The following is a 20,593-nucleotide window of genomic DNA, read 5'->3' on the forward strand; positions in this document are numbered from 1 at the left end:
GATGGTGCTTTCGTTTTCAAAGCGCATGTCGCGTCGGGTCATGGAGTATGCGGCCGCGTCGTGGTCAGTTGCCCGGAGGAGGTGGTTGCCGACCCGCATAGTCGGCTGCGACACGGCGATGCCGACGGCTGGGGATGACGCGAGCAGACGCGGTACCGACTGTGCGTTTTCAGTTCCGGATGTGGGCGTGCGCGCGTTCTGCGGCGGAGCGCATGACGATGAGGAGATCGCGAACAGCTACCCCTTACCGGATTTCGCTCGTCACTTCATGGGTGATTTCCGCCTGCTCGTCATGCGCTGCCAGATCAGCATCCGCGCCGTAGAGGGCTTGCAATGTCGCAAGGTCGAACGACGTCAGCTGCCTGGGAGCCCCCTGCTGAAACCGATCCTGATTGTACAGGCTCATGATCGATCCTTTGTAGAAAACATCACCGAGTTTCGGAGACGTCAGACTCGCGAAGGCAATGTAGTCGGCAAGTTGTCCCCAGGTCGGCCCGGCGGATCGGGGAAGGTCGACGATCATGATGAGGTAGGTTGCGCGCAGCTGTGTCCGCTTGTGACCAAACACGCCTCTAATGCTGTCCGACAGGACCTTGGCCGGTCCAGAAGCCTGGGATCCGCGCGACAGTATTGCAATCACGCCGTCCGCCGGATCGGTGCTGATTGCGCGATACCATCGGACCGGTCGGTCCTCGCGTAACTGCCTGATGTCGGATTCGTCCGGTAGTGCATAGTCATCGCGCGTCAGGCCGCTGGAATCAGTGCCTCTTCCGAGGAAGGGATCGTCGTGGAGCACGGTATTGAAGGTCTGCGTGCCGTTCTGAGTAAAGAAGATGAGCAGGTTCTGTTTCGAGCAGTCTGCTTCCTGTCCCTTGAACGCCAATCTGGACAAGCGATTAGTGTGACTGGCCACGATGCTGTAAAACGGTTCGCGCAGTCCTGACACAACAGGACAGGGAGGAGCACCTCAACGAGAAACCTGCTCGTACCAAGGAGCCGTCGTCACCTGTTCCACGGCGTGACGAACTGAATCCGGGCTGACGCCATGAACAGTGATCGTTTCACCCGACGGGTTCGAGGGCCCGGCTGGCGTCATATGAGCGTTGCTGGCGGCACGGGCGGTCGAAGACGTCAGGATCGCGAGAAGCAACGCCCTGAACAGGTTGATCTCATTACGGAGCATGGCCCTATACCTCCGACACACCGTTTATTATCATAGTGTGTCAGGATTCACCTTGGTGTGCCAGAGAATTTCATACAATTTCCAGTGGGCGCACCGTTCAGACAGGAATGGTGGACGTGAACCGTCGGTCCTCTGACCCGGCGCGCGACGGGTGGCCACTGGGAGCGTATGTGACATCGGCGAAAAAATGGATGCCTATGCCATAAGTGCACTGCGTTATCTGCTCGATAGGCCGCCAGATATTGGGCGTCAGAGGACCGCTGGCCGGCTCGCTGTTTTTGTTGAACGCCCACCGACGGACGACGTGCGGGATAGCTCGAAGCTCTGATTCACGCTCAGCGGGCCGTGTGATGGCTTGCCACCGCCTATCCGATAGGCTCATGGCTGCCTTCATTATCGGCCGTACGCTTTGCTCGACACCCAAGAACGGAACGCGGGCGACCTGCAACGGTGCAGACACAAGCGCGGATCGACGCTGCACGCGTCTGTTGATGCGCCCGCTTCATCGACGAGCATTGCGCATCATGTCGGCCAATCTTGATGATTGCACGGAGATTGACCGCCTCGGCGCCGTTATCCGCAATGTAGCCGGCCAGAACGCCGGACCAGCATGCGCCGGGCAGGGCTATATCGAGATCAGGCCGGCCACTTCAGCGGACAGGCCAAGGATTGCGAGCACTACGCGTCGATGTCCGCCGGGACATACGCCATCATCTCGGGTTGTCCCTTGCTCGACCTTACAATTCCGCAATTACCTCCAGGCGGTACAGGCGTGCCTGCTTCGCGATGACTGCGGCGGAATTCCAGAAATTGGGTTGTCGGGCACCCCGGCTCAGCATTTGAAATGTGACGCTTGCAGCACTGCGTCAAACCGATAGGGTGTCGGGACCGTTCCGATGGAGGATCGATCTGTGATGCCGGACATGTCTTGTCATCCTGCCTCGCCCCGGTTGCTCCGTGCGTCCCGGGCGATCGGACGTCGCAGCGTGCTTGCTGGTGCAGCGGGGGCGCTGACGATGGCGCATGCGCGCGCAGACACCGCGCCGATCCGCTTTCTGACCAACTGGTATGCGCAGGCCGAACACGCAGGATTCTATCAGGCACAGGCGCGCGGTTACTACACGGCCGAAGGGCTGGATGTGGTGATCGAGGCCGGCGGGCCGCAGGTCAATGGAACGCAGCTTCTGCTTGCCGGTCATTACGACGTCATTATCGGCGGTGCGGATGAGGCGATGCGCGCGTCCTCTCGCGGCATTCCGACAGTGGCGGTCGCAACGACGTTCCAGAAAGCGCTCGGTGGCCTCATGACGCATCCGGACGTGACCCGTATCGAGGATCTGCGCGGCCATAGGATCCTGCTGAGCACGGAAGTGCGGGCAGCGCTCTGGCCCTATCTCCGCCAGCGCTATGGCTTCGACGATGCGCAGGTCCGGCCCTATGCGTTTGATGTGCGCCCGTTCGTGATCGGTCCGGATGTCGCCATCCAGTCCTTTGCGACGTCCGAGCCGTACGCGGTGCAGCAGAAAGGCCTGCCGTATCGCTTCTTCATGTTCTCCGATTGCGCGTTCGAGAATTACGGGAACGTTCTGGTCACGACGGCGCCGGTGATCGATGAGCGGCGCGACGCCCTGACGCGTTTCCTGCGCGCCAGCATGCGCGGATGGGCGGACTGGCTGGCGCATGATCCGGCGCCTGCAAACGCGGCCATCATGCGAGCCAATCCGATGATGACGGAGGCCCAGATCCTCTGGTCCCGCCGCACGTTCCAGGCGCTGGGCGTATTCGGCGCGCCGGGCACGCCGATCGGTCCGATGTCGACGCAGAGGATTTCGGCGATCCGCGATTTCATGGTGCAGGCCGGCCTTCTGCCCGGTGATGCCGATTGGCGCAAAGCGGTCGACCTCTCGTTCAACAACGCGATGGACGCGCGGACAGCGCCGGCCTGAGAGGCGCCTTCAATCTATGTCGACGCGTCGACGCGGTGCCAGAAATCGGCATCTGTCTTGATCGTTCCGGCCTCGAGCATCAGCGCGCGCCCGACGCGCAACGCCCGTGTCATGGCCGCGATCCGTGCCTCCGTCGTCGGGCAGAGGTCATAATCCGAGACATGGGCAAAACCGATCGTACGGCGAATGATTTCGGCACCCATGAAACCCGCCGTGTCGCGACGAACGCCTGCGAGGTATCGATCCATGACATCGGGGAGGGTGCCGGGCGTCAGCAGGGAGTGCATGTCGCCCTGTCCGACATGATCCTGCCAGAGGCGGCGAAATTCCGTCTCGAACGTCTTCAGGAACAGGGCGGCTTCGGCCTGCATCATGGCCGATGCCGCCGGATTGGCGATGGCGTGCAATGCCAGATTGCCGAGATAGAGGCCGCAATCGAAACCGATCGGACCGCAATGGGCGAACTCGCCGTCGATCACGCGGACATCCGGCCTGTCGGCGCCAGCGCGAAGCATGATCGAACCCGTATGCAGATCGCCATGCAGCAAGCCCTGCGGTGCGCACAGAAACCGCTCCTGCAACGCGCCCGCCGCCGCACGCAGGCGCGGATCCGATTGCAGGGTCCCGACGAGCGGCTCCAGTTCGGGATGATCGATGCGGTTCCGGCTGGAGCCTCCGAATGGATCGGTCAGCACGAGATCGACCGTGATCCGGGTCAGCGCCGTATTGCCGGAGAACTTCTCCAGTCGCCGGGCCATGTTTTCGAAAGGTGCTGCAAGTGTCGAGCCGAGGAAGCACGACCGCGCCACGAAACGACCGATCGTCCCGGAAAAACCCGGGGCCGCGTCGCCTGTTGCGAGCGCGGTGCGCAGGACCGCGTGCCCGGCCAGGCTTTCGACCACGAGCAGATAGAGCGCCGGGTCATCGTGGAGCAGCGCCGGCATCATGTCGCCCACGAACGGCGCCGTCTCGCGCATGTAGCGCGCTTCGTAAAGCGCCCGATCCAGCGGCATTTTCCAGCTCGGATCGACACGGACATGCGGCAGGGACTGCTTGACGCACACGCCGCCCACGGAACCGGACACCAGATGGACCGAATTGAGGTTGCCGTCGCTGACCTCGGCAATCTGCCATGAGGCGGGATCCGGGCCGATCCGCCCGGCGAGCGTTGGATGCTCGGCCAGATACGCGCGAAGGGCAGGGATAGCGAGTGTGCGATAGGCCGTCATGATGGCGTTCTCTATGACCGCAACGCGTGCAACATCGCAACCGTCGTCGGCAGGACCGTCTCATCTTGCGCGACCTCGGTAAACGCGCCGGGCGGCACGAGACGGAGCGCTTCGTATTCCTCGTTCCCGCGCTGGCGCCACAAGGCCTCGAGGTCTGAAAAAGACAGCGTTGTATGGGCTTCGAATGCGATGTCGATGATATGCGTGTCCGGATGCTCACACGCGACGCGTGCCCGTCCGATTGTCAGCGCACGGGCATCGAGGCCCAGCTCTTCCAGAAACTCGGCGCGGAGCTGCTCGGGCAGGTCGACGTTGCTCTCGCCGGACCGGCTTTCCACACTTCCGGCCGGAACGCCCTGCCACAGCCCCGGCTGGTAGATCGCACGGTTGCTGCGGCGCCCGAGCACGGCGCCCTCGGGACAGAGCAGGAGTGCCGTGACGGCAAGCGGGCGGAGCGCGAGTTCCGCATACAGGGTCGGCTCGCGCATCTGGGTCATTGCGCGGCTGTAGGGGCACCAGAAGCCGGTGATCGTCTCGGGTGTGATGTCCGTCGCCGTGAAGATGCGTCCGTCATAAAGCTCCGGACGCTCGGCCGTTGCGGAGAGCCATTGCGAACGGACCCGGGCTGCGATTGCATCCGAAAGCGGCGGCGGTTCGCCGGTCAGCACGACGCGCGGGGCAGGGGCGAGATGGATCGTGGGCCAGTCGCTCATGGCGCGGCGGTCCCGACAGCCTGATTCACGGCCGCAAGCTCTGCCTCCGTCAGCGGCCGGGCGCAGGCGTGCGCATTGGCCCGAACCTGCTCGACGCTCGTGGCGCCGGCGATGACGGAGCTCACGACGGGCTGCGCCAGCAGCCATCCAAGGGCCAGTTCGGTCAATGTCCGGTCGTACCGATCGGCTACCAGCCGCAGACGATCGATCAGGCTCCAGTTGCCATCCGTCTGATAGGCGGGTGCCAGATAGGTCCAGGCCGACATGCGGCTGTTGTCCGGAGGCGCCGCACCTTCGCGATATTTTCCGGTCAGCATGCCGCTCGCCAGCGGGAAATAGGGCAAAAGGCCCAGACGGAAATGCGAGAGCGCCGGGACGAGTTCGCGCAGCGCATCGCGTGACAGGAGTGACAGCTCGTCCTGGCAGCTTACGAAACCGGACAGCTTGTTTTCCTTCGCCACATGCCACGCATCCGCGACCTGCCAGGCGGGAAAATTCGAAAGCCCGGCGAAGCGGATCTTGCCCGCTCGTGTCAGATCGTCGAGTGCACGCAGCGTTTCCTCGATCGGCGTGCGCGGATCGGGAACATGCAACTGGTAGAGATCGATCCTGTCCGTGCGCAGGCGCCGCAGGCTCGCTTCCACAGCCTGCACGATATACTGGCGGGACGCACCGGAGTGTCGGCCTTCGGGATCATCGTCCGATACCATCTTCATGCCGAACTTGGTCGCGAGCACGATTTTATCGCGGTGGCCGACCAGTGCCGCGCCCAGCGCCTCTTCCGACGCACCGGCATGCGCATCGCGACGGCCATAGACATCGGCCACGTCGAACAGCGTGATTCCCAGATCCAGCGCTCCGTGCACGACACTGCGCGAGCGCGCGGCGTCGATCCGGCCACCGAGATTGTTGCATCCGAGGCCGAGTTCGGAGACATGAAGGCCGGACTGGCCGAGCGTGCGATACCGCATGCGGGGGTTCCATTCGTCGTTCTGGGCCGCTGGGCGGCAATCGCCCCTTCATAACAGACGCGATCAGGCGTGGGCGCACAGATTGAGCACGCGCGGCTGCGAACAAACTGCCTCGGTCGGTCGTTGACTGAAGATAGACCCCACGCTGGAGGGCAAGCAGATGAAGTGGCAGGCCTCGATCCGATGAAGCTGTTTTTCTGCTCGGCATGTCATCAGACGGCATTTTTCGAAAATGACAGCTGCGCACGCTGTGGGCATCGGCTTGGCTATGACCCGGCGCGCCGCGCGATCATCGCGCTCGATCCCATGGAAGACGGGGTGACTTGGCGTTCGGTCGGCGCCGCAGATGCGCCCGATGCGGCTCGCTTCTGCGAGAATGCCGAACTGGATGCCTGCAACTGGCTCATTCCTGCGGCGGATCGCCATCGGTTCTGCCTCGCCTGTCGCCATAACCAGACGGTTCCGGACCTGACGGATTCAGGCAATCTTTCGCGTTGGCGTGCGCTCGAGCGGGCGAAGCACCGTCTGTTTCATACCCTGCTGCAGCTCAATCTTCCGATCACCGACCGGCACGAAGACCCTGAACATGGGCTGGCATTCGACTTCCTCGCTGATGTGCCGGGACGCCAGAAGGTGATGACCGGGCACGACCGGGGGCTGATCACGATTGCACTGCGGGAGGCGGATGACGTCGAGCGCGAACGGATGCGCATCAACATGGGCGAGCATTATCGCACCGTGCTGGGCCACTTCCGTCACGAAATCGGGCACTACCTGTGGGACCTGCTGGTCCAGCGCGGCGGTCCGCTGGACGAATGCCGCGCGCTGTTCGGTGATGACCGGAAGGATTACGGCGCAGCCCTGAAGCGTCATTATGACGAAGGACCGCCAGCCGACTGGCGCGAGAACTTCATCAGCGCCTATGCGACCATGCATCCATGGGAGGATTTCGCCGAAACCTGGGCGCATTACCTGCACATGATCGATGCGCTCGAGACCGCGCAGAGTTATGGCCTGAGGACCGACCCGCACGTGCCCGAGCCCGATCTGCTCCGGGCGCATGCGGACGTCGATCCCTTCAGGAGCGCGGATTTCCACGCGCTTGCTGGCGTCTGGCTGCCCATGATCTACCTGCTGAACAGCCTCAACAGATCGATGGGCTTCCGCGACGCCTATCCGTTCGTGCTGACGCAGCCCGTGCTGGACAAGATGGCCTTCATGCATCGCCTCGTGCACGCGTGGTCCCGCACGACGCCCTCAGACCGGTAGGTCGAGCCTGACCGACACCGGGCAATGGTCCGAAAGGGCAGAACGGATGTCCGGGCTTTCCCGATAGATCATGACGCGCAGGCTGGATGGCTCGAGCCATGTCCGCGCCGCGTTCCCCAGCAGGATATGGTCGATAAAATATTCGCCGCCCCAGCAGGGACTGGCATAGCCTGCGGTCGTCAGCATCATCGGCGCATCGGCATCCAGCATGGCCATCATCGGGTCATGCTCCGTCAGCCGACGATTGAAATCGCCCAGGATCGCGAAAGCCTCCCCTTCGTCCTGCCGTTCGAGCGCCCAGTCGTCGATGATGCGGAATTGCTGCAGCAGCGTGGGGCAGGAATGGGCGCGTTGTGACAGCGGCTGGTCCCAGCATCCTGTCTTGAGATGCACGACCAGAACCCGCAGTCGGGCGCGCCCTTCGGTCAGGGTCACGTCAAGGCCGCCGCGCAGGGGATGCGGCGCGTCATTGCCATATGTGTTGAGCGCGCTGAGCTCCGCATTGACCGTCACACCGATCCCGCGTCGCACGGCGATGCCCGTACGCTGCACGATAGCGTCGGGGGTCAGAATGAGCTGATACCGTTCGGGGGGAAAAACACGGGCCGCAACCTGTGGTCCGTCGATTTCCTCAAGCGCGACCACATCGGCATTCAGATGCCGCGCATAGGATGCGAGGCGGGCGAAATCCGTGTCAGTGCGGCGACCGACATCGGACGGCAACGCCGGATCGCCCGGCGGTCTTTGCGTCAGCCAGTCAAGGTTCCACGTAGCGAGCTTGATCGTCTTCGCGTGTGCACTGGCGCAAACCGCCAGTGCACACGCGAAGAGGAATTGGCGGGTCAGGACGCCTTGGATCCGGACAGGGCCGAGATGGCGGCATCCACCGAAATCGGATGACGCAAGGTTTCGTCGAGCACGGTGATCTCGCCGCTGGCGATGTCGTAGAACCAGCCCTGAATGGTCAGTTCGCGACGTGCGATGGCTGCGGCAACCAGCGGATGCGTGCGAAGATGGGTGAGTTGCAGCAGGACATTCTGCTCGGCCAGATCACGGACACTCGCAGGGCCGGCATCGTCGGCGCGAAGAGCCATCGCGACCGCGCGCGCGGCCGTTGATGTCCGCAGCCAGCGGCGGACGGTCGGCAGCGCATCGAGCTTGGGCGAATCCGGATCCATCAGCGCGCCCATGGCGCCGCAGTTGGAATGCCCGCAGACCACGATGTTCTTCACATGCAGCGCACCCACCGCATATTCGATCGCGGAGGATACGCCGCCCAGCATCTCGCCATAGGGCGGCACGATGTTGCCGACGTTGCGGACGATAAAGAGTTCGCCCGGCTCGGTCTGGGTAATCATGCTCGGGTTGATGCGGCTGTCCGAGCAGGTGATGAACAGTGTCGCCGGAGACTGGCTCTCGGCGAGTTCCGCAAAGAGCTCGCGGTTCTCGGGATAGACGTCTTCACGAAACGTGCGGACGCCTTCCAGAAGTTCGATCAGGCTGTTTCGGCCATGCTGCGCCATTGTCGGGTCCTTCTTTTCGGTCATGTCCCCATCTACGCGTGGAGACGTCGCCGCGACCACCGCCGAGCGTATCAAAGATTGGCGCGAAACACGACGTCACGCTGCGGGAAGTGCTGCCAGCTCCTCCCGCACCATGCCGAAGACTGCCTCGGCCGCAGGTTCCGGCCCGCCTGCCTGCGCCATTTCCGGGCGACCGCCGCCGCCTTTCCCGCCCATCAGCGCGCTGGCCTTGCGCACCAGATCGACTGCGCTGAGGCGCCTGGCAAGGGCAGGGGTCAGGGCGATGACGACGCTGCCCTTGCCACCCGCTCCCGAGACCAGAACCGCGATTCCGTCAGGATGCGTATCGCCATATGCGCGGATCACGTCATCGGCGATGGTCTTGAGCTGGTTCGGCGGCGTGTCGTCCAGATCGCCGACCGTCAGCGCCACGCCGTTGATGACATCCTGGTTGGCCGCGGCATCGTGGCTTGCGAGCTTGCGCTGAAGATCCGCGACCTGGGTCGCCAATGTCCGACGTTCGTCCAGAAGGCTTGCGATTCGCGCGGGTGCATCCGCGACGGAGACCTTCAGGAGCCGGGCGATCTCTTCGAGGCGTTCTTCCGTCTCGAGCGCGCGGCGTTCGGCAGCCGGACCTGCGACGGCCTCGATCCGGCGCACGCCTGCAGACACGCCGCTCTCGGACACGATACGGAACAATCCGATTTCGCCTGTGCGCCCCACATGAGTGCCGCCGCACAGCTCGATCGAGAAGGCCTTGCGATCGTCCGAATCCGAACGGCCCATGGAGACCACACGAACCTCGTCGCCGTATTTCTCTCCGAAAAGCGCCATCGCGCCTTCCTCGACCGCGCGCTCGGGAGACATCGAGCGGGTCATGACTTCGGAGTTTTCGCGAATCCGCGCATTCACCTCGGCTTCGATCGCCTGCAGCTCTTCGAGCGTCACGGGCCGCGGCTGGCTGACGTCGAAGCGCAGACGCTCCGGCGCGTTGAGGCTGCCTTTCTGCATGACGTGCGTGCCGAGCGTGCGGCGCATGGCCTCGTGCAGCAGATGCGTCGCCGAATGATGTCCGCGAATGGACTGGCGCCGGTCATGATCGACGATTGCCGTCACCGGCAGGCCGGGCCGCAGCGTGCCTTCGACCACGCGGCCGTAATGGACCAGCAGGTCTCCGTTGCGCTTCTGCGTATCGTCGATCTCGACCCGCAGGCCGGGCGCTACGATGACGCCCGTATCGCCGACCTGGCCACCGCTTTCACCATAGAACGGCGTCTGGTTGAGCAGCACCGCGACCTTGGTGCCGGGACCCGCGCTGTCAAGCGTCTCGTTGCCCGATGCCACCAGACGCGTCTCGGCGTCGCTCTTCTCCATGGTGTAACCGAGAAACTCGGTCGGTCCGAAGCGATCGCGCGCATCGAACCAGATCGTCTCCTGTGCAGTGTCGCCGGAACCGACCCAGGCGGCACGTGCGCGTGCCCGCTGCTCGGCCATCGCCGTCTCGAAGCCTGCGACGTCGACGGTGCGATGTTGCTCGCGCAGGGCGTCCTGCGTCAGATCGAGCGGAAAGCCGAATGTGTCATACAGGCGGAACGCGACATCGCCAGGCAGCGCCTGTCCCTCGCCGAGCCTTGCAGTCTCGTCGGTCAACAGCGCCATGCCGCGCTCCAGCATGGACGCAAACCGCTCCTCTTCGTCCCGAATCGTCTCGGCGATCAGTGCCTGATGGCTCACGAGCTCAGGATAGGCGCCGCCCATCTGCTGCACCAGCGCCGGAAGCAGCTTGTAGAAGACCGGATCGGCTGCACCCATCATGTGCAGATGCCGCATCGCGCGCCGCATGATCCGACGCAGGACGTAGCCGCGGCCATCCTTGGCCGGCAGTACCCCGTCCGCGATGAGGAAGGCAGTCGAACGCAGATGGTCGGCGACGACGCGATGGCTGGCCCGGAAGCGGCCATCGGGGTCCTGATGAACGGCTTCTGCGGATGCCTCGATCAGTGCACGGAGCGTATCTGTGTCGTAGTTGTCGCGCTTGCCCTGCATGATGGCCGCAAAGCGCTCCAGGCCCATGCCGGTATCGATCGACGGACGGGGCAGGGGCGTGCGAGTGCCCGGAGGATCCTCGAAGAACTGCATGAACACGAGGTTCCAGATCTCGACGAAGCGATCTCCATCTTCGTCCGGAGAGCCGGGCGGGCCGCCAGGCACGCTGTCACCATGATCATAGAAAATCTCGGAACACGGACCGCACGGCCCGGTGTCGCCCATGCGCCAGAAATTGTCCGACGTCGGGATGCGGATGATCCGCTCATCCGGCAGACCTGCGATCTTGCGCCACAGCGCTGCCGCATCTTCATCCTCGGCATAGATCGTCGCGAGAAGCTTTTCCTGCTTCAGGCCGAAACCCTTGGTCAGAAGCGTCCAGGCATACTCGATCGCCTGTTCCTTGAAATAATCGCCGAACGAGAAGTTGCCCATCATCTCGAAGAACGTGTGGTGCCGCGCGGTGTAGCCCACATTGTCGAGATCGTTGTGCTTTCCCCCGGCCCGCACGACCTTCTGCGCCGTGGTCGCGCGCGAATACGGCCGTGTCTCCTGGCCGGTGAAGACATTCTTGAACGGAACCATCCCGGCGTTCGTGAACAGCAGGGTGGGATCGTTCTGCGGCACCAGCGAAGCGGAGGGCAGGATGCGGTGGTCGCGCTCGCCGAAGAATTCGAGGAATGCCGAACGGATATCGTTTGTACTGGTCATGTCGGCGGCGGCCGGTCCTGTGTCGGTGAAGGGATACGCGTGAACGCTTCACTAGCGCGAAAGCGCGCCGGCTGGAACTGATAGCCTTGATCTAGCGATCACTCCCGGACGAGGGTCTGCCTTCGTCCGGATGATCGGTCGTGGCGGCGGTGATGGGGTCGCCGGGAAGTTCGACCGCCATGCGGGCCAGTTCGAGCGGCGTTTCGGGGGCCTTCGCGCGGAACACGAGCTTTCGCGACAGATTGAAGTTCGCAAACATCCCGGCGAGTGCTCCTGCGGCGAGAGCAAGCTCAGGTCGGGCGCTGCAAAGCGGCACCGTCAGGTAAAGCGTATAAACTGTCCCGCGATTGAGCAAAAATCCAAGGCTGTTGGCCAGCAGGAACCGAAGCCATTGCAGTACGAGATGGCCACGCTGCGTCACATTGCGGAACGTCCAGAGACGGTTCAACACCCAGTTCGCGGTCGCGGCCACGAAGTAGGCAAGGAGCGTGGCCGCCGTGAGCCCGACCAGGGGACGAAGCGTCTGCACGGTGCCCCAATCCCATAGGAAACCTGCAGCCCCGACAACGCCGAAGCGCAGGAACTGGCCGATCATCTGATCGCGTCCGCGTGGATAGAAGAGTTTACGGCTTTGCACCTTGGTTCGTCCGGGCCCGCTGAAGCGCGCGTCATACAATAGCGCTGCACATGAAAAAAGGGCGCCCCGAAGGACGCCCTTGTCTCCGCAGGCTCCGGCCATATGAGATATGGCCGAAGATCCCTCGTCGTGATTATCGCAGGATGATCTCGACGCGACGGTTCTGCGGCTCGCGGGTGTTCGGACCCGTCGGCACGAGCGGGTGAGCCTCGCCGTAGCCGTGGATGTCGATCGCGCTGGCCGGCACGCCGTCACGGATCAGCTCAGCCTTCACGCTGTCAGCGCGACGGATCGAGAGGCCCATGTTGTACTTCTGGCCACGGGGACCCGGGTGGATTGCCGAGTTGTCCGTGTAGCCGTTGACTTCAATCCGCGTCGTCTGGACGTGGGTCGATGCCTGGGCAGCCTGTGCCACGATCTCACGCGCACGGCCCGTCAGCAGGGACTTGTCCCAGTCGAAGAACACGAGATACGTGCGAGCCGGGGCAACCGGCGGCGGCACCACAACCGGCGCCGGCGGCGGCGGCGGCGGAGCCGTATCGAACGCATAGCGCATCGACACGATGAACTGGTGGTTGAAGCGCTGGTCGAAGTTCACGTTGCCCTTGTGGACGCCCGACGAGTTGTAGGCCGTCGAAGCGAAGGAGCCGTCCGAGAACGTCTGGCCGATCATGCGGTATTCACCGGTGACGGCGAGGCCCGGAACGCCCGGGATGTCATAGGCCGCACCGACGATGCCCTGATACGCGAAGCCACCATTCGTGCCGCCGACGCGGTTGATGTTGCCGTTCGTGTAGGCCGTCGTGGTCGGGTTGTAGTGCTGCCACAGGTAGCCTGCACCGACACCGACGAACGGCGTGATGGGAACGTTCAGGCCGAACTGGGCGAGGTCGATGTCATACAGGACATTGACGAAGCCGCCGTAGGACTGGTCGGAACCGCTGGTCGAACCGTTGGCATAGGTCGGACGACGATGGTTGAGCTGCGAGTAGTTGTACACGCCCTCGACCTCAGCGCGCAGACCGTTGCCGAAGCCCCAGCCGAACGAACCGAAGCCCGTGAAACCGTCCTTGTGACGGAAGCGCGACTTGGTGCCTTCGTTGCCCATCGAGCCATCCGCCTGGGTGGTCGGCGAGAAGTGGGCGTGCTGCGTCTGAACGAGGTTGTAACCGCCGCCCAGATCGACATACGGGCCAGTGATGGTGCTTGCCATCGAAGCGGCCGGGGCGGCCACCATCGACGTCATAGCAAGAAGTGCCGTGCGGAGACGCATGTTCTCTCGTCCTTAATTATTCACCCAATCGAGCCGCCGTATCATTTTTGCTGCGGCAGGCCCAGCGCGATGCATAAGAGCGTATAGATCGGGCAGTTCCACGCAGGTAAGTCGCTTCGCACGGTGTGGACGATTACGATCCGACGTAGTGGCGCAATTGCAACAGTTTGTTCTGGCGCCAATATGACGTGGTATTCGCCCGTCCGTCAGACAGCGGTTTCAGGCGTCTTCAGGCGTCGCAACCCTGTTCGAGGAGAAGTGCCAGGACGTCGTCGGACCCGACGGCGCGGCTGGTGAATGCCCGCCCGATTCCATGTAGCAGAACGAAGCTCAGACGCCCGTCACGCATCTTCTTGTCGCCCTTCATATGCTCGATCAGGCGCGCGGCACTCAGGCGGTGGGGAAGGTCGTCGAGGCCTGCCATCAGTCCGAGCGACCGCAGATGTGCGGACACGCGTTCGGACACGAGCGGGGGACAATATCCGAGTCGCTCGGACAGGGCGGCCGCCAGAACCAGACCGATCCCGACTGCTTCCCCATGAAGAAGCCGCCCGTCGTAATGGAACTCCGCTTCCAGAGCGTGTGCAAAGCTGTGGCCGAGGTTCAGAAGCGCGCGCCCGCCATCGGCGGCCTGCTCGTGTTCGTCAGCCGCAACGACCTGGGCCTTGAACGCACAGGCCCGCCGCACAGCCTCGATCAGTGTCGCGGACTCGCCGTCCAGAAGGCGTCCTGCGTGGTTTTCGCACCAGCCGAACAGGGCTGGATCGGAGATCAGCCCGGCTTTCAGGATCTCGGCATAACCAGCGCCCAGCTCGCGACGCGTCAGGGTTCCCAGAACGTCGCTGTCGGCCAGAACGGCGAGTGGCTGGTGGAACGCGCCGATCAGGTTCTTGCCGGACGCGCTGTTGATGCCGGTCTTGCCGCCCACCGAGCTGTCGACCTGCGACAGCAGGGTCGTCGGGATCTGGACGAAGGGAAGTCCGCGCAGCGCACTGGCTGCCAGGAAGCCTGCCAGATCCCCAACGACGCCACCGCCGAAGCCGATGACGGCGGTGCGACGCTCGACCCGCAGCGCCAGCAGCGCTTCGATCGTCTCGCTGAACTGGGCCAGCGATTTGGACGACTCGCCGCCGGGAATGCGCAGCACGTCCGTGCGGATCCCCGCGTCACCAAGGGAACGAAGGAGCGCGGGCAGGTGCAGCGCGGCTACGCGTTCGTCGGTGACGATGACGCAGCGCTTCTGCGGCAGGATCGGGCCAAGCAGGGCGCCGGCGCGCTCAAGCAGGTCGGGTCCGATCACGACGTCATATCGGTGTGGGCGCTCTCCCGGGAGGTCTACGGGAACCCGTGCGGGTTCGGCGATCTGGATGGCGCGCAGCACCCTTTGCGCACCGGTTTCGATGCTGTCGTCTCCACAATCCACGATAAGATCCGCCTCTGCATAAATGGGATGGCGCAGGGCCATCAGGGAAGTCATGACCTCGTGCGGGTCGCGGCCGGCAAGAAGGGGGCGCCCCTGACGTCCTGTGACACGTTTCAGCAGGACCGGGAGGGAGACGCGCAGCCAGACGGAGAGCGCGCGCTCCTTGATCAGGGCTCGCGTTCCCGCGTCCATGAAGGCACCGCCGCCCGTGGACAGGACGCATCGCGGCCCCAGCAGAAGTCGGCGCAGGACCCGGCGCTCGCCGTCCCGGAACGCAGCCTCGCCGTGGCGGGCAAACAATTCGGGAATGGTGCAGCCGGCCGCGCGCTCGATTTCCGCGTCCGCGTCGACGAACGGCAGGTTGAGACGAGCGGCGAGCCTGCGGCCGATCGTCGTCTTCCCGGCACCCATTAGGCCGACGAGCACGATAGTGCGTGTCCCGGCCTCCGGGATGGCATCGTCCGGCATCGGGCCGACCGGCTCTTCTATGGTGGATGGTGCAGACATTTGCCTTTCGCTAGCATAGGCAGGGTTCAATCGTCATGCGCGCCGGGCGCCTGGCAAACCGTTTCCAGGGAGCGTCTCACGATCATGCGGCTCATCAAAATTCTTGCAGTCGCGGTTCCGGTCCTCCTGATCGGAGGCCTGGGGGCCGGTTTTCTCTCGCTGGGCGCCAATGCGGTTCCCCCCGAGCAGACGACCGTCCACAAGGACTTTCCCGCCGGGCGTTTCGCCGTGACGCCGCAGGCCCCGTCGCTCGCCTCGGTGATGCCGCAGCCGTCATCGCCTGCGAACGGTCCCGCACCTTCGGTCCAGGCCCCTCCGGCTGCGACGCCGCCGGCTGGGCAACGCGCAACATCGGCAGCGCACTGAAATCCGGTAGCCGGCGACAGACCGTCGTTCGCAAGAAACAGTCATGACGAGTGCTCACGGTGCGGATCCGCTCAGTCGCGGGCAGGTGGAAGCGTTTCTGGAAATGCTGGCCGCCGAGCGCGGTGCAGCGGCGCGCACGCTCAGCGCGTATCAGAGCGATCTCGACGATTTCAGCGCACATGCCGCGTCCCGGAGCGAGACGCTGGCGGAAGGTTCCGCGGAAACCGTCCAGACCTACCTGCGTGCGATGACGGCAGGCGGACTCGCACCGCGGACAGCGGCACGCAGACTGTCCTGTCTGCGACAATTCTACCGCTTCGCCGCCCGCGAAGGGTGGCGCAAGGACGATCCCACTGCACGGGCCGCGCGCCCGAAACTGCCGGTTACCTTGCCGCGTGTCCTCTCGGAAGATGAGGTGATGCGTCTTCTGGATGCCAGGGCCGTGGGCGATGCCGAGGCGGGGCGGCGGGCGCTTGTTGCCCGGGCGGCGCTGGAACTGTTGTATACGGCGGGGCTTCGAATATCCGAGCTGCTCGGCCTGCCGCGTGATGCGGCCTATGCCCGTGGGCCGATGCTGCTGGTCCGCGGCAAGGGCGGGCGCGAGCGTCTCGTCCCGCTTTCGGAAGGCGCGCGCGAGGCGATGCGGGCACTTCGCGCGAGCGACGCCGATATCGCAAGCCCGTTCCTGTTTCCCGGGCGTGATCCGAAACGTCCACTGACACGCCAGGCCTTCGACCGGATCCTGCATGACTGCGCCGTTCGCGCCGGCCTCGATCCGGCGCGCGTATCCCCCCATGTGCTGCGTCACTCCTTTGCGAGCCATCTTCTCGGCCGGGGCGCGGACCTGCGCGCGCTTCAGATGCTGCTCGGTCACGCCGATATCGCGACGACGCAGGTCTACACCCACGTCATGACCGAACGGCTGCGCCAGCTCATGGAAGCGCATCATCCCCTTGCGGGCGGGACGCCGCACTAAGGGCCAGGCACGATCGCGCACGAACGGAGCGCGGGCGCTATCGCGGTCGGCAACCTTGTGATATGGCGCGCCGATGCGTCAGTTCCTGGATTTCGAAAAGCCGGTCGCCGAGCTGGAAAACAAGATCGCCGAGCTCCGTCAGATGGCGGACGGCGACGGCATCAACATCGACGAAGAGGTCCAGCGCCTCTCGGAGAAGGCCGACAAGCAGCTTCGGGCTGCCTACGGCAAGCTCACACCCTGGCAGAAAGTGCAGGTCGCGCGCCATGCGCAGCGCCCCCACGCACTCGCCTATTTCGAGCGGTTGCTCACCGATTTCACGCCGCTCGCCGGCGATCGGCTTGGTGCCGAGGATCAGGCCATCATCGGCGGTCTCGGCCGGTTTCGCGGGCGCGCCGTTGTCGCGATCGGGACCGAGCGGGGCCACGACCTCGAATCCAGGCTCGTACACAATTTCGGTTCGCCCCGTCCGGAAGGCTACCGCAAGGCCCAGCGTCTCGTGCAGCTCGCCGGCCGCTTCGGCCTGCCGATCCTGACGTTCATCGACACATCAGGCGCATGGCCTGGAATCGATGCCGAGCAGCGCGGGCAGGCGGAGGCGATCGCGCGTTCGATCGACCTGTGTCTTTCCGCGCCAGTGCCGATCGTGGCGAGCGTGATCGGCGAAGGTGGCTCGGGTGGCGCGATTGCGCTCGGCGCGGGCGACCGCGTGCTGATGCTCGAACATGCGATCTATTCCGTGATTTCGCCGGAAGCGGCTGCATCGATTCTCTGGCGTGATGCCAAGCAGGCCAACCTTGCGGCGGAAAGCCTGAAGTTCACGGCACAGGATCTGCTGAGCCTCAAACTGATCGACCGCATCGTGCCGGAGCCGATCGGTGGCGCGCAGCGCCTGCCGTTCGACGCAGTCGATGCGCTGGGCGAGGCGATTGCCGAAGAACTGGAGCCGCTCTGCGCGCTCGACTCGGCAACGCTGCGGACCCTGCGTCGCGAGAAGTTCCTCAGCATGGGCCGCGACTCCCTGAACTGAGAGCGTCAGGCAGGCGGCTCCCCTTCGATGGGGACCGCCCCGAGGCCTTCGATAACCGTCCGAAGCCGTGCGCCGGCCCGCCTGACCTGTTCGCTGTCGAACCCTTTGGCAACGAGCGCGACGCCGCGTCGTCCGTCCGGCCGTTCGTAGGGATACGAGCCCAGATCAAGAGCGGGAAACTCGTCCTGAACCGCCGAGAGAGCATCGGCGAGATCGCCTTCCCGTAACGTGTCGCTATGCCAGCTCGCCATGGCGAGCGGCGCGCCGCCGGGCAGGGTCGGCACGAGCGATCGGAGCATCGCGCGCATGATGCGCGGGACGCCGGCCATGACGTGCACATTGCCGATCGAAAATCCGGGTGCCGCCGAGACATCATTCGGGATCGGGATCGACCCTTTCGGCAGCATCGCCATTCGCTGCCGGGCTGTATTGAACGTGCCGGGCGCGAATGTCGCTTCCAGCAGCCTGAATGTCTCATCGTGTCGTTCGAGCGGCACACCGAATGCCCTGGCGACGCAGGGCGCCGTGATGTCGTCATGTGTGGGCCCGATGCCGCCCGTCGTCAGCACCATGTCGAAATGCGCGCGGCACGTGTTCAGCGTCGAGATGATCGTCTCCGCGACATCCGGGATGACGCGTACTTCGTCGAGCCGGATCCCGGCCGCGCCCAAGGCGACGGCGACCGCGCGGATGTTGGCATCCTGCGTGCGGCCCGAGAGGATTTCATTGCCGATGACGAGCAGGCAGGCGGTTTTTGTCCCGACTTTTGGTGTGGCCGTCTCGCTCATGATGCAACTCTCCTGGGTTCTGCGGGCGTTAGGTTCCGACAATACGTGTCGTGTAAGTTCATGCATCATCTGAAGTTTCCGGGAGAAACGCCATGCCCCTGACCCTCGACTCCACGCCGCGCTGCGTGCTCGACCTGCATGCGACCCTGGGCGAGGGGCCGGTCTGGTCCGAGCGCGAACAGGCGCTGTATTTCGTCGACATCCGTGAACACAAGATCCATCGCTTCGATCCCGAATCGGGCGCGCATCACAGCTGGCCGACACCGTCGGAGGCCTGTTTCCTGTTGCCGGTCGATGACGGCACGTTCCTGTGTGGCCTGCGTGACGGTCTGCATCGCTTCGACCCTGAGACGGGGGCTCTGTCCCAGCACAAGGCGATCGAGCCGGAGCGTCCGGACAACCGATTGAACGACGGATGTGTGGATCTGGAAGGCCGGCTGTGGTTCGGGACGATGGACGACAACGAAGCTGCGCCCAATGGCTCGATCTACTGCGTGCGGCACAAGGACTATGCGCTGGACGTCACGCATCATGGCGAAGGCTACACCGTCAGCAACGGCCCCGCGATCTCGCCTGACGGACGTACGCTCTATGTCTGCGACTCGCCCGAGCAGGAGATCTACGCATTCGATCTGAGCGAGGACGGTACACTTTCGAATCGTCGGGTCTTTGCCAAACTCGATCACGGTTATCCGGACGGTGTCGTGACTGACAGCGAAGGAACCGTCTGGTGCGGTACGTGGGGCGGCGGTCGGATTTCGCGCTTCCGCGCTGACGGGAGCGAACTCCCTTCCATCCCGATGCCCTGCACCAACGTGACAAAGGTCGCGTTCGGCGGCGCGGATCACCGGACCGTCTTCGTCACGACGGCGCGCAAGGGACTGGAGCCCGACGTGCTGGCCCGTGAGCCGCATGCCGGGAGCCTTTTCGCGCTCAGGACCGACGTGCCGGGCAACCGCCAGGCAACGTTCCGCCTGTCGCCGGGCTAAGGCGTTTCGGCCGGAAGGCCGGCTGGGCCTAACAGGTCGAGAAGGAGAGGTGGCAACGGGCGATCGGGTTCGGGCATGTCATAATCCCTGAGCCCTTCCGGGGGCGCCCAGAGCAGCGCCTGCCCCTCGTGCCCGACTGGAGCCTGCCGGCCGATCCTGCCGACATAGAGCATCAGGAGCAGGTCGTTCCGACCGACCGGTGTGGAGACGAAGGTGAGAGGGGCAAGGCATGTCCGTGCCATGTCGAGCCCGAGTTCCTCAGCAAGTTCCCGGCGGAGTGCTGCAACGGGTTCCTCGCCGGGTTCAACCTTTCCACCTGGGAATTCCCACAGGCCTGCAAGCGGTTTGCCTTCCGGGCGACGCGCCAGCAGCACGCGGCCGCGCGCATCCACCAGGGCTGCCGCAACGACCATGATCAAGCGCTTTGGCACCGGCGCGCGGTCCTCGTCCGATCCCGCGATGCTTTCGGTGTTTGGAGCAAGATCGGCACGTTTCGCCTCAAAGACGCCCACCTGATGCTCGCCGCCGCGCGAGGCGAAGCGCTGCATGTCCTTGCCCGTTTCGTGAAACCCGATCTTGCGCAGCACGGCGGCCGAGGCAGGGTTGTCGATGGCCGCCCATGCGCGAAGCGTGTCGATCGGCAACGTCGCCAAGGCCCAGCTCGCGATCCTGCGCGCGCAGGTCGTCGCAATGCCCTGGCCCCAATGCGAACGCCCGATCCAGTATCCCACGGAAGCCGCCCGGCCGGGCAGAATCCGCAGACCTACACATCCGAGCAACCGGTCGTCAGGGTCCGTGATCGCGAAATGGAACGCGCTACCGGCGGTGCTGGCGCGGACCGTCTCCGCGATCCATTCGTCGGTCAGGTCGCGCGGATAGGGAAACGGGGGGCGGCTGAGCATCCGCACCACGCTCCAGTCGTTGATCAGCGCATGCAGCCGGTCCGCATCGGATGGCGCCAGCGCACGAAGCCGGTATGGACCGGCCTGAAGATCAGGCGTCATCTATCGGCT

19 protein-coding genes are annotated in these 20,593 nt (G+C 64.3%); 6 read left to right on the forward strand and 13 right to left on the reverse strand.

The genetic code is table 11. The features are described from left to right. Window positions 1-244: 244 nt before the first annotated feature. The gene (locus B8446_RS07735) at window positions 245-946 is read right to left on the reverse strand and encodes a hypothetical protein (protein WP_148505899.1); all 702 of its coding nucleotides are present in this window, start codon (window positions 944-946) and stop codon (window positions 245-247) included. A gap of 21 nt (window positions 947-967) precedes the next feature. Then, on the reverse strand, window positions 968-1,183 hold the full coding sequence (locus B8446_RS16030) for a hypothetical protein (RefSeq protein WP_148505900.1): 216 nt from the start codon (window positions 1,181-1,183) through the stop codon (window positions 968-970). Between the two features lie 914 nt (window positions 1,184-2,097). Between B8446_RS16030 and B8446_RS07740 the strand changes: the two genes are divergently transcribed. After that, complete coding sequence (locus B8446_RS07740; protein ID WP_158507537.1) at window positions 2,098-3,129, forward strand: ABC transporter substrate-binding protein; 1,032 nt, start codon at window positions 2,098-2,100, stop codon at window positions 3,127-3,129. Window positions 3,130-3,143: 14 nt separating this feature from the next. Here B8446_RS07740 and mtnK read toward each other — a convergent pair whose 3' ends face one another. The 3 genes from mtnK to B8446_RS07755 are packed head-to-tail and all read right to left on the reverse strand — an operon-like array spanning window position 3,144 to window position 6,042. Next, window positions 3,144-4,358, reverse strand: a complete 1,215-nt coding sequence (gene mtnK / locus B8446_RS07745; RefSeq protein ID WP_048848769.1) for an S-methyl-5-thioribose kinase — start codon at window positions 4,356-4,358, stop codon at window positions 3,144-3,146. Window positions 4,359-4,369: 11 nt separating this feature from the next. Beyond that, window positions 4,370-5,071 (reverse strand): NUDIX hydrolase, encoded by a 702-nt coding sequence (locus tag B8446_RS07750; protein ID WP_048848770.1) that lies wholly within the window; start codon window positions 5,069-5,071, stop codon window positions 4,370-4,372. Further along, window positions 5,068-6,042 (reverse strand): aldo/keto reductase, encoded by a 975-nt coding sequence (locus B8446_RS07755; RefSeq protein WP_048848771.1) that lies wholly within the window; start codon window positions 6,040-6,042, stop codon window positions 5,068-5,070. The genes B8446_RS07750 and B8446_RS07755 overlap by 4 nt, the downstream gene beginning before the upstream one ends. Before the next feature lie 183 nt (window positions 6,043-6,225). Between B8446_RS07755 and B8446_RS07760 the strand changes: the two genes are divergently transcribed. After that, on the forward strand, window positions 6,226-7,311 hold the full coding sequence (locus B8446_RS07760; RefSeq protein ID WP_048848848.1) for a zinc-binding metallopeptidase family protein: 1,086 nt from the start codon (window positions 6,226-6,228) through the stop codon (window positions 7,309-7,311). On the opposite strand, the gene B8446_RS07765 is transcribed toward B8446_RS07760, so the two are convergent. The 6 genes from B8446_RS07765 to aroB form a co-directional block, all read right to left on the reverse strand. Beyond that, complete coding sequence (locus B8446_RS07765; protein ID WP_084712170.1) at window positions 7,300-8,127, reverse strand: endonuclease/exonuclease/phosphatase family protein; 828 nt, start codon at window positions 8,125-8,127, stop codon at window positions 7,300-7,302. The two genes, B8446_RS07760 and B8446_RS07765, sit on opposite strands and share 12 nt — an antisense overlap. 26 nt (window positions 8,128-8,153) lie before the next feature. After that, a complete protein-coding gene (locus tag B8446_RS07770; protein WP_241767690.1) occupies window positions 8,154-8,858 on the reverse strand; it encodes a carbonic anhydrase in 705 nt (234 codons plus the stop codon). 72 nt (window positions 8,859-8,930) lie between these two features. After that, window positions 8,931-11,591: an alanine--tRNA ligase gene (gene alaS / locus B8446_RS07775; protein ID WP_048848774.1), complete on the reverse strand. Its 2,661-nt coding sequence runs from the start codon at window positions 11,589-11,591 to the stop codon at window positions 8,931-8,933. A gap of 91 nt (window positions 11,592-11,682) precedes the next feature. Continuing rightward, complete coding sequence (locus tag B8446_RS07780; protein ID WP_053053761.1) at window positions 11,683-12,186, reverse strand: GtrA family protein; 504 nt, start codon at window positions 12,184-12,186, stop codon at window positions 11,683-11,685. Window positions 12,187-12,361: 175 nt separating this feature from the next. After that, window positions 12,362-13,501, reverse strand: coding sequence for an OmpA family protein (locus B8446_RS07785; protein ID WP_048848776.1), 1,140 nt, complete (start codon window positions 13,499-13,501; stop codon window positions 12,362-12,364). A 229-nt stretch (window positions 13,502-13,730) separates the two neighbouring features. Then, window positions 13,731-15,431, reverse strand: a complete 1,701-nt coding sequence (aroB, locus tag B8446_RS07790; protein WP_084712171.1) for a 3-dehydroquinate synthase — start codon at window positions 15,429-15,431, stop codon at window positions 13,731-13,733. An 84-nt stretch (window positions 15,432-15,515) separates the two neighbouring features. Here aroB and B8446_RS07795 point away from each other — a divergent pair, with 84 nt between their 5' ends. The 3 genes from B8446_RS07795 (at window position 15,516) to B8446_RS07805 (ending at window position 17,803) form a co-directional block, all read left to right on the forward strand. Continuing rightward, window positions 15,516-15,797, forward strand: a complete 282-nt coding sequence (locus tag B8446_RS07795; RefSeq protein WP_053053762.1) for a hypothetical protein — start codon at window positions 15,516-15,518, stop codon at window positions 15,795-15,797. A 43-nt stretch (window positions 15,798-15,840) separates the two neighbouring features. Then, on the forward strand, window positions 15,841-16,773 hold the full coding sequence (locus tag B8446_RS07800; RefSeq protein ID WP_048848778.1) for a site-specific tyrosine recombinase XerD: 933 nt from the start codon (window positions 15,841-15,843) through the stop codon (window positions 16,771-16,773). A 73-nt stretch (window positions 16,774-16,846) separates the two neighbouring features. Next, complete coding sequence (locus B8446_RS07805; RefSeq protein WP_048848779.1) at window positions 16,847-17,803, forward strand: acetyl-CoA carboxylase carboxyltransferase subunit alpha; 957 nt, start codon at window positions 16,847-16,849, stop codon at window positions 17,801-17,803. A gap of 5 nt (window positions 17,804-17,808) precedes the next feature. Here B8446_RS07805 and B8446_RS07810 read toward each other — a convergent pair whose 3' ends face one another. Next, a complete protein-coding gene (locus B8446_RS07810; RefSeq protein ID WP_048848780.1) occupies window positions 17,809-18,591 on the reverse strand; it encodes a competence/damage-inducible protein A in 783 nt (260 codons plus the stop codon). A gap of 92 nt (window positions 18,592-18,683) precedes the next feature. On the opposite strand from B8446_RS07810, the gene B8446_RS07815 reads away from it, so the two are divergent. After that, the gene (locus B8446_RS07815; protein WP_048848781.1) at window positions 18,684-19,580 is read left to right on the forward strand and encodes an SMP-30/gluconolactonase/LRE family protein; all 897 of its coding nucleotides are present in this window, start codon (window positions 18,684-18,686) and stop codon (window positions 19,578-19,580) included. On the opposite strand, the gene B8446_RS07820 is transcribed toward B8446_RS07815, so the two are convergent. Then, on the reverse strand, window positions 19,577-20,584 hold the full coding sequence (locus B8446_RS07820; RefSeq protein WP_048848782.1) for a bifunctional GNAT family N-acetyltransferase/(deoxy)nucleoside triphosphate pyrophosphohydrolase: 1,008 nt from the start codon (window positions 20,582-20,584) through the stop codon (window positions 19,577-19,579). The two genes, B8446_RS07815 and B8446_RS07820, sit on opposite strands and share 4 nt — an antisense overlap. Window positions 20,585-20,593: the final 9 nt, after the last annotated feature.

The sequence above is a fragment of the Tanticharoenia sakaeratensis NBRC 103193 genome (genome assembly GCF_000963885.1).
GTDB lineage: Bacteria > Pseudomonadota > Alphaproteobacteria > Acetobacterales > Acetobacteraceae > Tanticharoenia > Tanticharoenia sakaeratensis.

Coding starts and splice junctions, on each gene's coding strand:
- B8446_RS16030 (WP_148505900.1), bottom strand. CDS start 1,183: ATGCTCCGTAATGAGATCAACCTGTTCAGGGCGTTGCTTCTCGCGATC.
- B8446_RS07740 (WP_158507537.1), top strand. CDS start 2,098: ATGCCGGACATGTCTTGTCATCCTGCCTCGCCCCGGTTGCTCCGTGCG.
- mtnK (WP_048848769.1), bottom strand. CDS start 4,358: ATGACGGCCTATCGCACACTCGCTATCCCTGCCCTTCGCGCGTATCTG.
- B8446_RS07750 (WP_048848770.1), bottom strand. CDS start 5,071: ATGAGCGACTGGCCCACGATCCATCTCGCCCCTGCCCCGCGCGTCGTG.
- B8446_RS07755 (WP_048848771.1), bottom strand. CDS start 6,042: ATGCGGTATCGCACGCTCGGCCAGTCCGGCCTTCATGTCTCCGAACTC.
- B8446_RS07760 (WP_048848848.1), top strand. CDS start 6,226: ATGAAGCTGTTTTTCTGCTCGGCATGTCATCAGACGGCATTTTTCGAA.
- B8446_RS07770 (WP_241767690.1), bottom strand. CDS start 8,858: ATGACCGAAAAGAAGGACCCGACAATGGCGCAGCATGGCCGAAACAGC.
- alaS (WP_048848774.1), bottom strand. CDS start 11,591: ATGACCAGTACAAACGATATCCGTTCGGCATTCCTCGAATTCTTCGGC.
- B8446_RS07780 (WP_053053761.1), bottom strand. CDS start 12,186: ATGATCGGCCAGTTCCTGCGCTTCGGCGTTGTCGGGGCTGCAGGTTTC.
- B8446_RS07785 (WP_048848776.1), bottom strand. CDS start 13,501: ATGCGTCTCCGCACGGCACTTCTTGCTATGACGTCGATGGTGGCCGCC.
- aroB (WP_084712171.1), bottom strand. CDS start 15,431: ATGTCTGCACCATCCACCATAGAAGAGCCGGTCGGCCCGATGCCGGAC.
- B8446_RS07795 (WP_053053762.1), top strand. CDS start 15,516: ATGCGGCTCATCAAAATTCTTGCAGTCGCGGTTCCGGTCCTCCTGATC.
- B8446_RS07800 (WP_048848778.1), top strand. CDS start 15,841: ATGACGAGTGCTCACGGTGCGGATCCGCTCAGTCGCGGGCAGGTGGAA.
- B8446_RS07805 (WP_048848779.1), top strand. CDS start 16,847: ATGCGTCAGTTCCTGGATTTCGAAAAGCCGGTCGCCGAGCTGGAAAAC.
- B8446_RS07810 (WP_048848780.1), bottom strand. CDS start 18,591: ATGAGCGAGACGGCCACACCAAAAGTCGGGACAAAAACCGCCTGCCTG.
- B8446_RS07815 (WP_048848781.1), top strand. CDS start 18,684: ATGCCCCTGACCCTCGACTCCACGCCGCGCTGCGTGCTCGACCTGCAT.
- B8446_RS07820 (WP_048848782.1), bottom strand. CDS start 20,584: ATGACGCCTGATCTTCAGGCCGGTCCATACCGGCTTCGTGCGCTGGCG.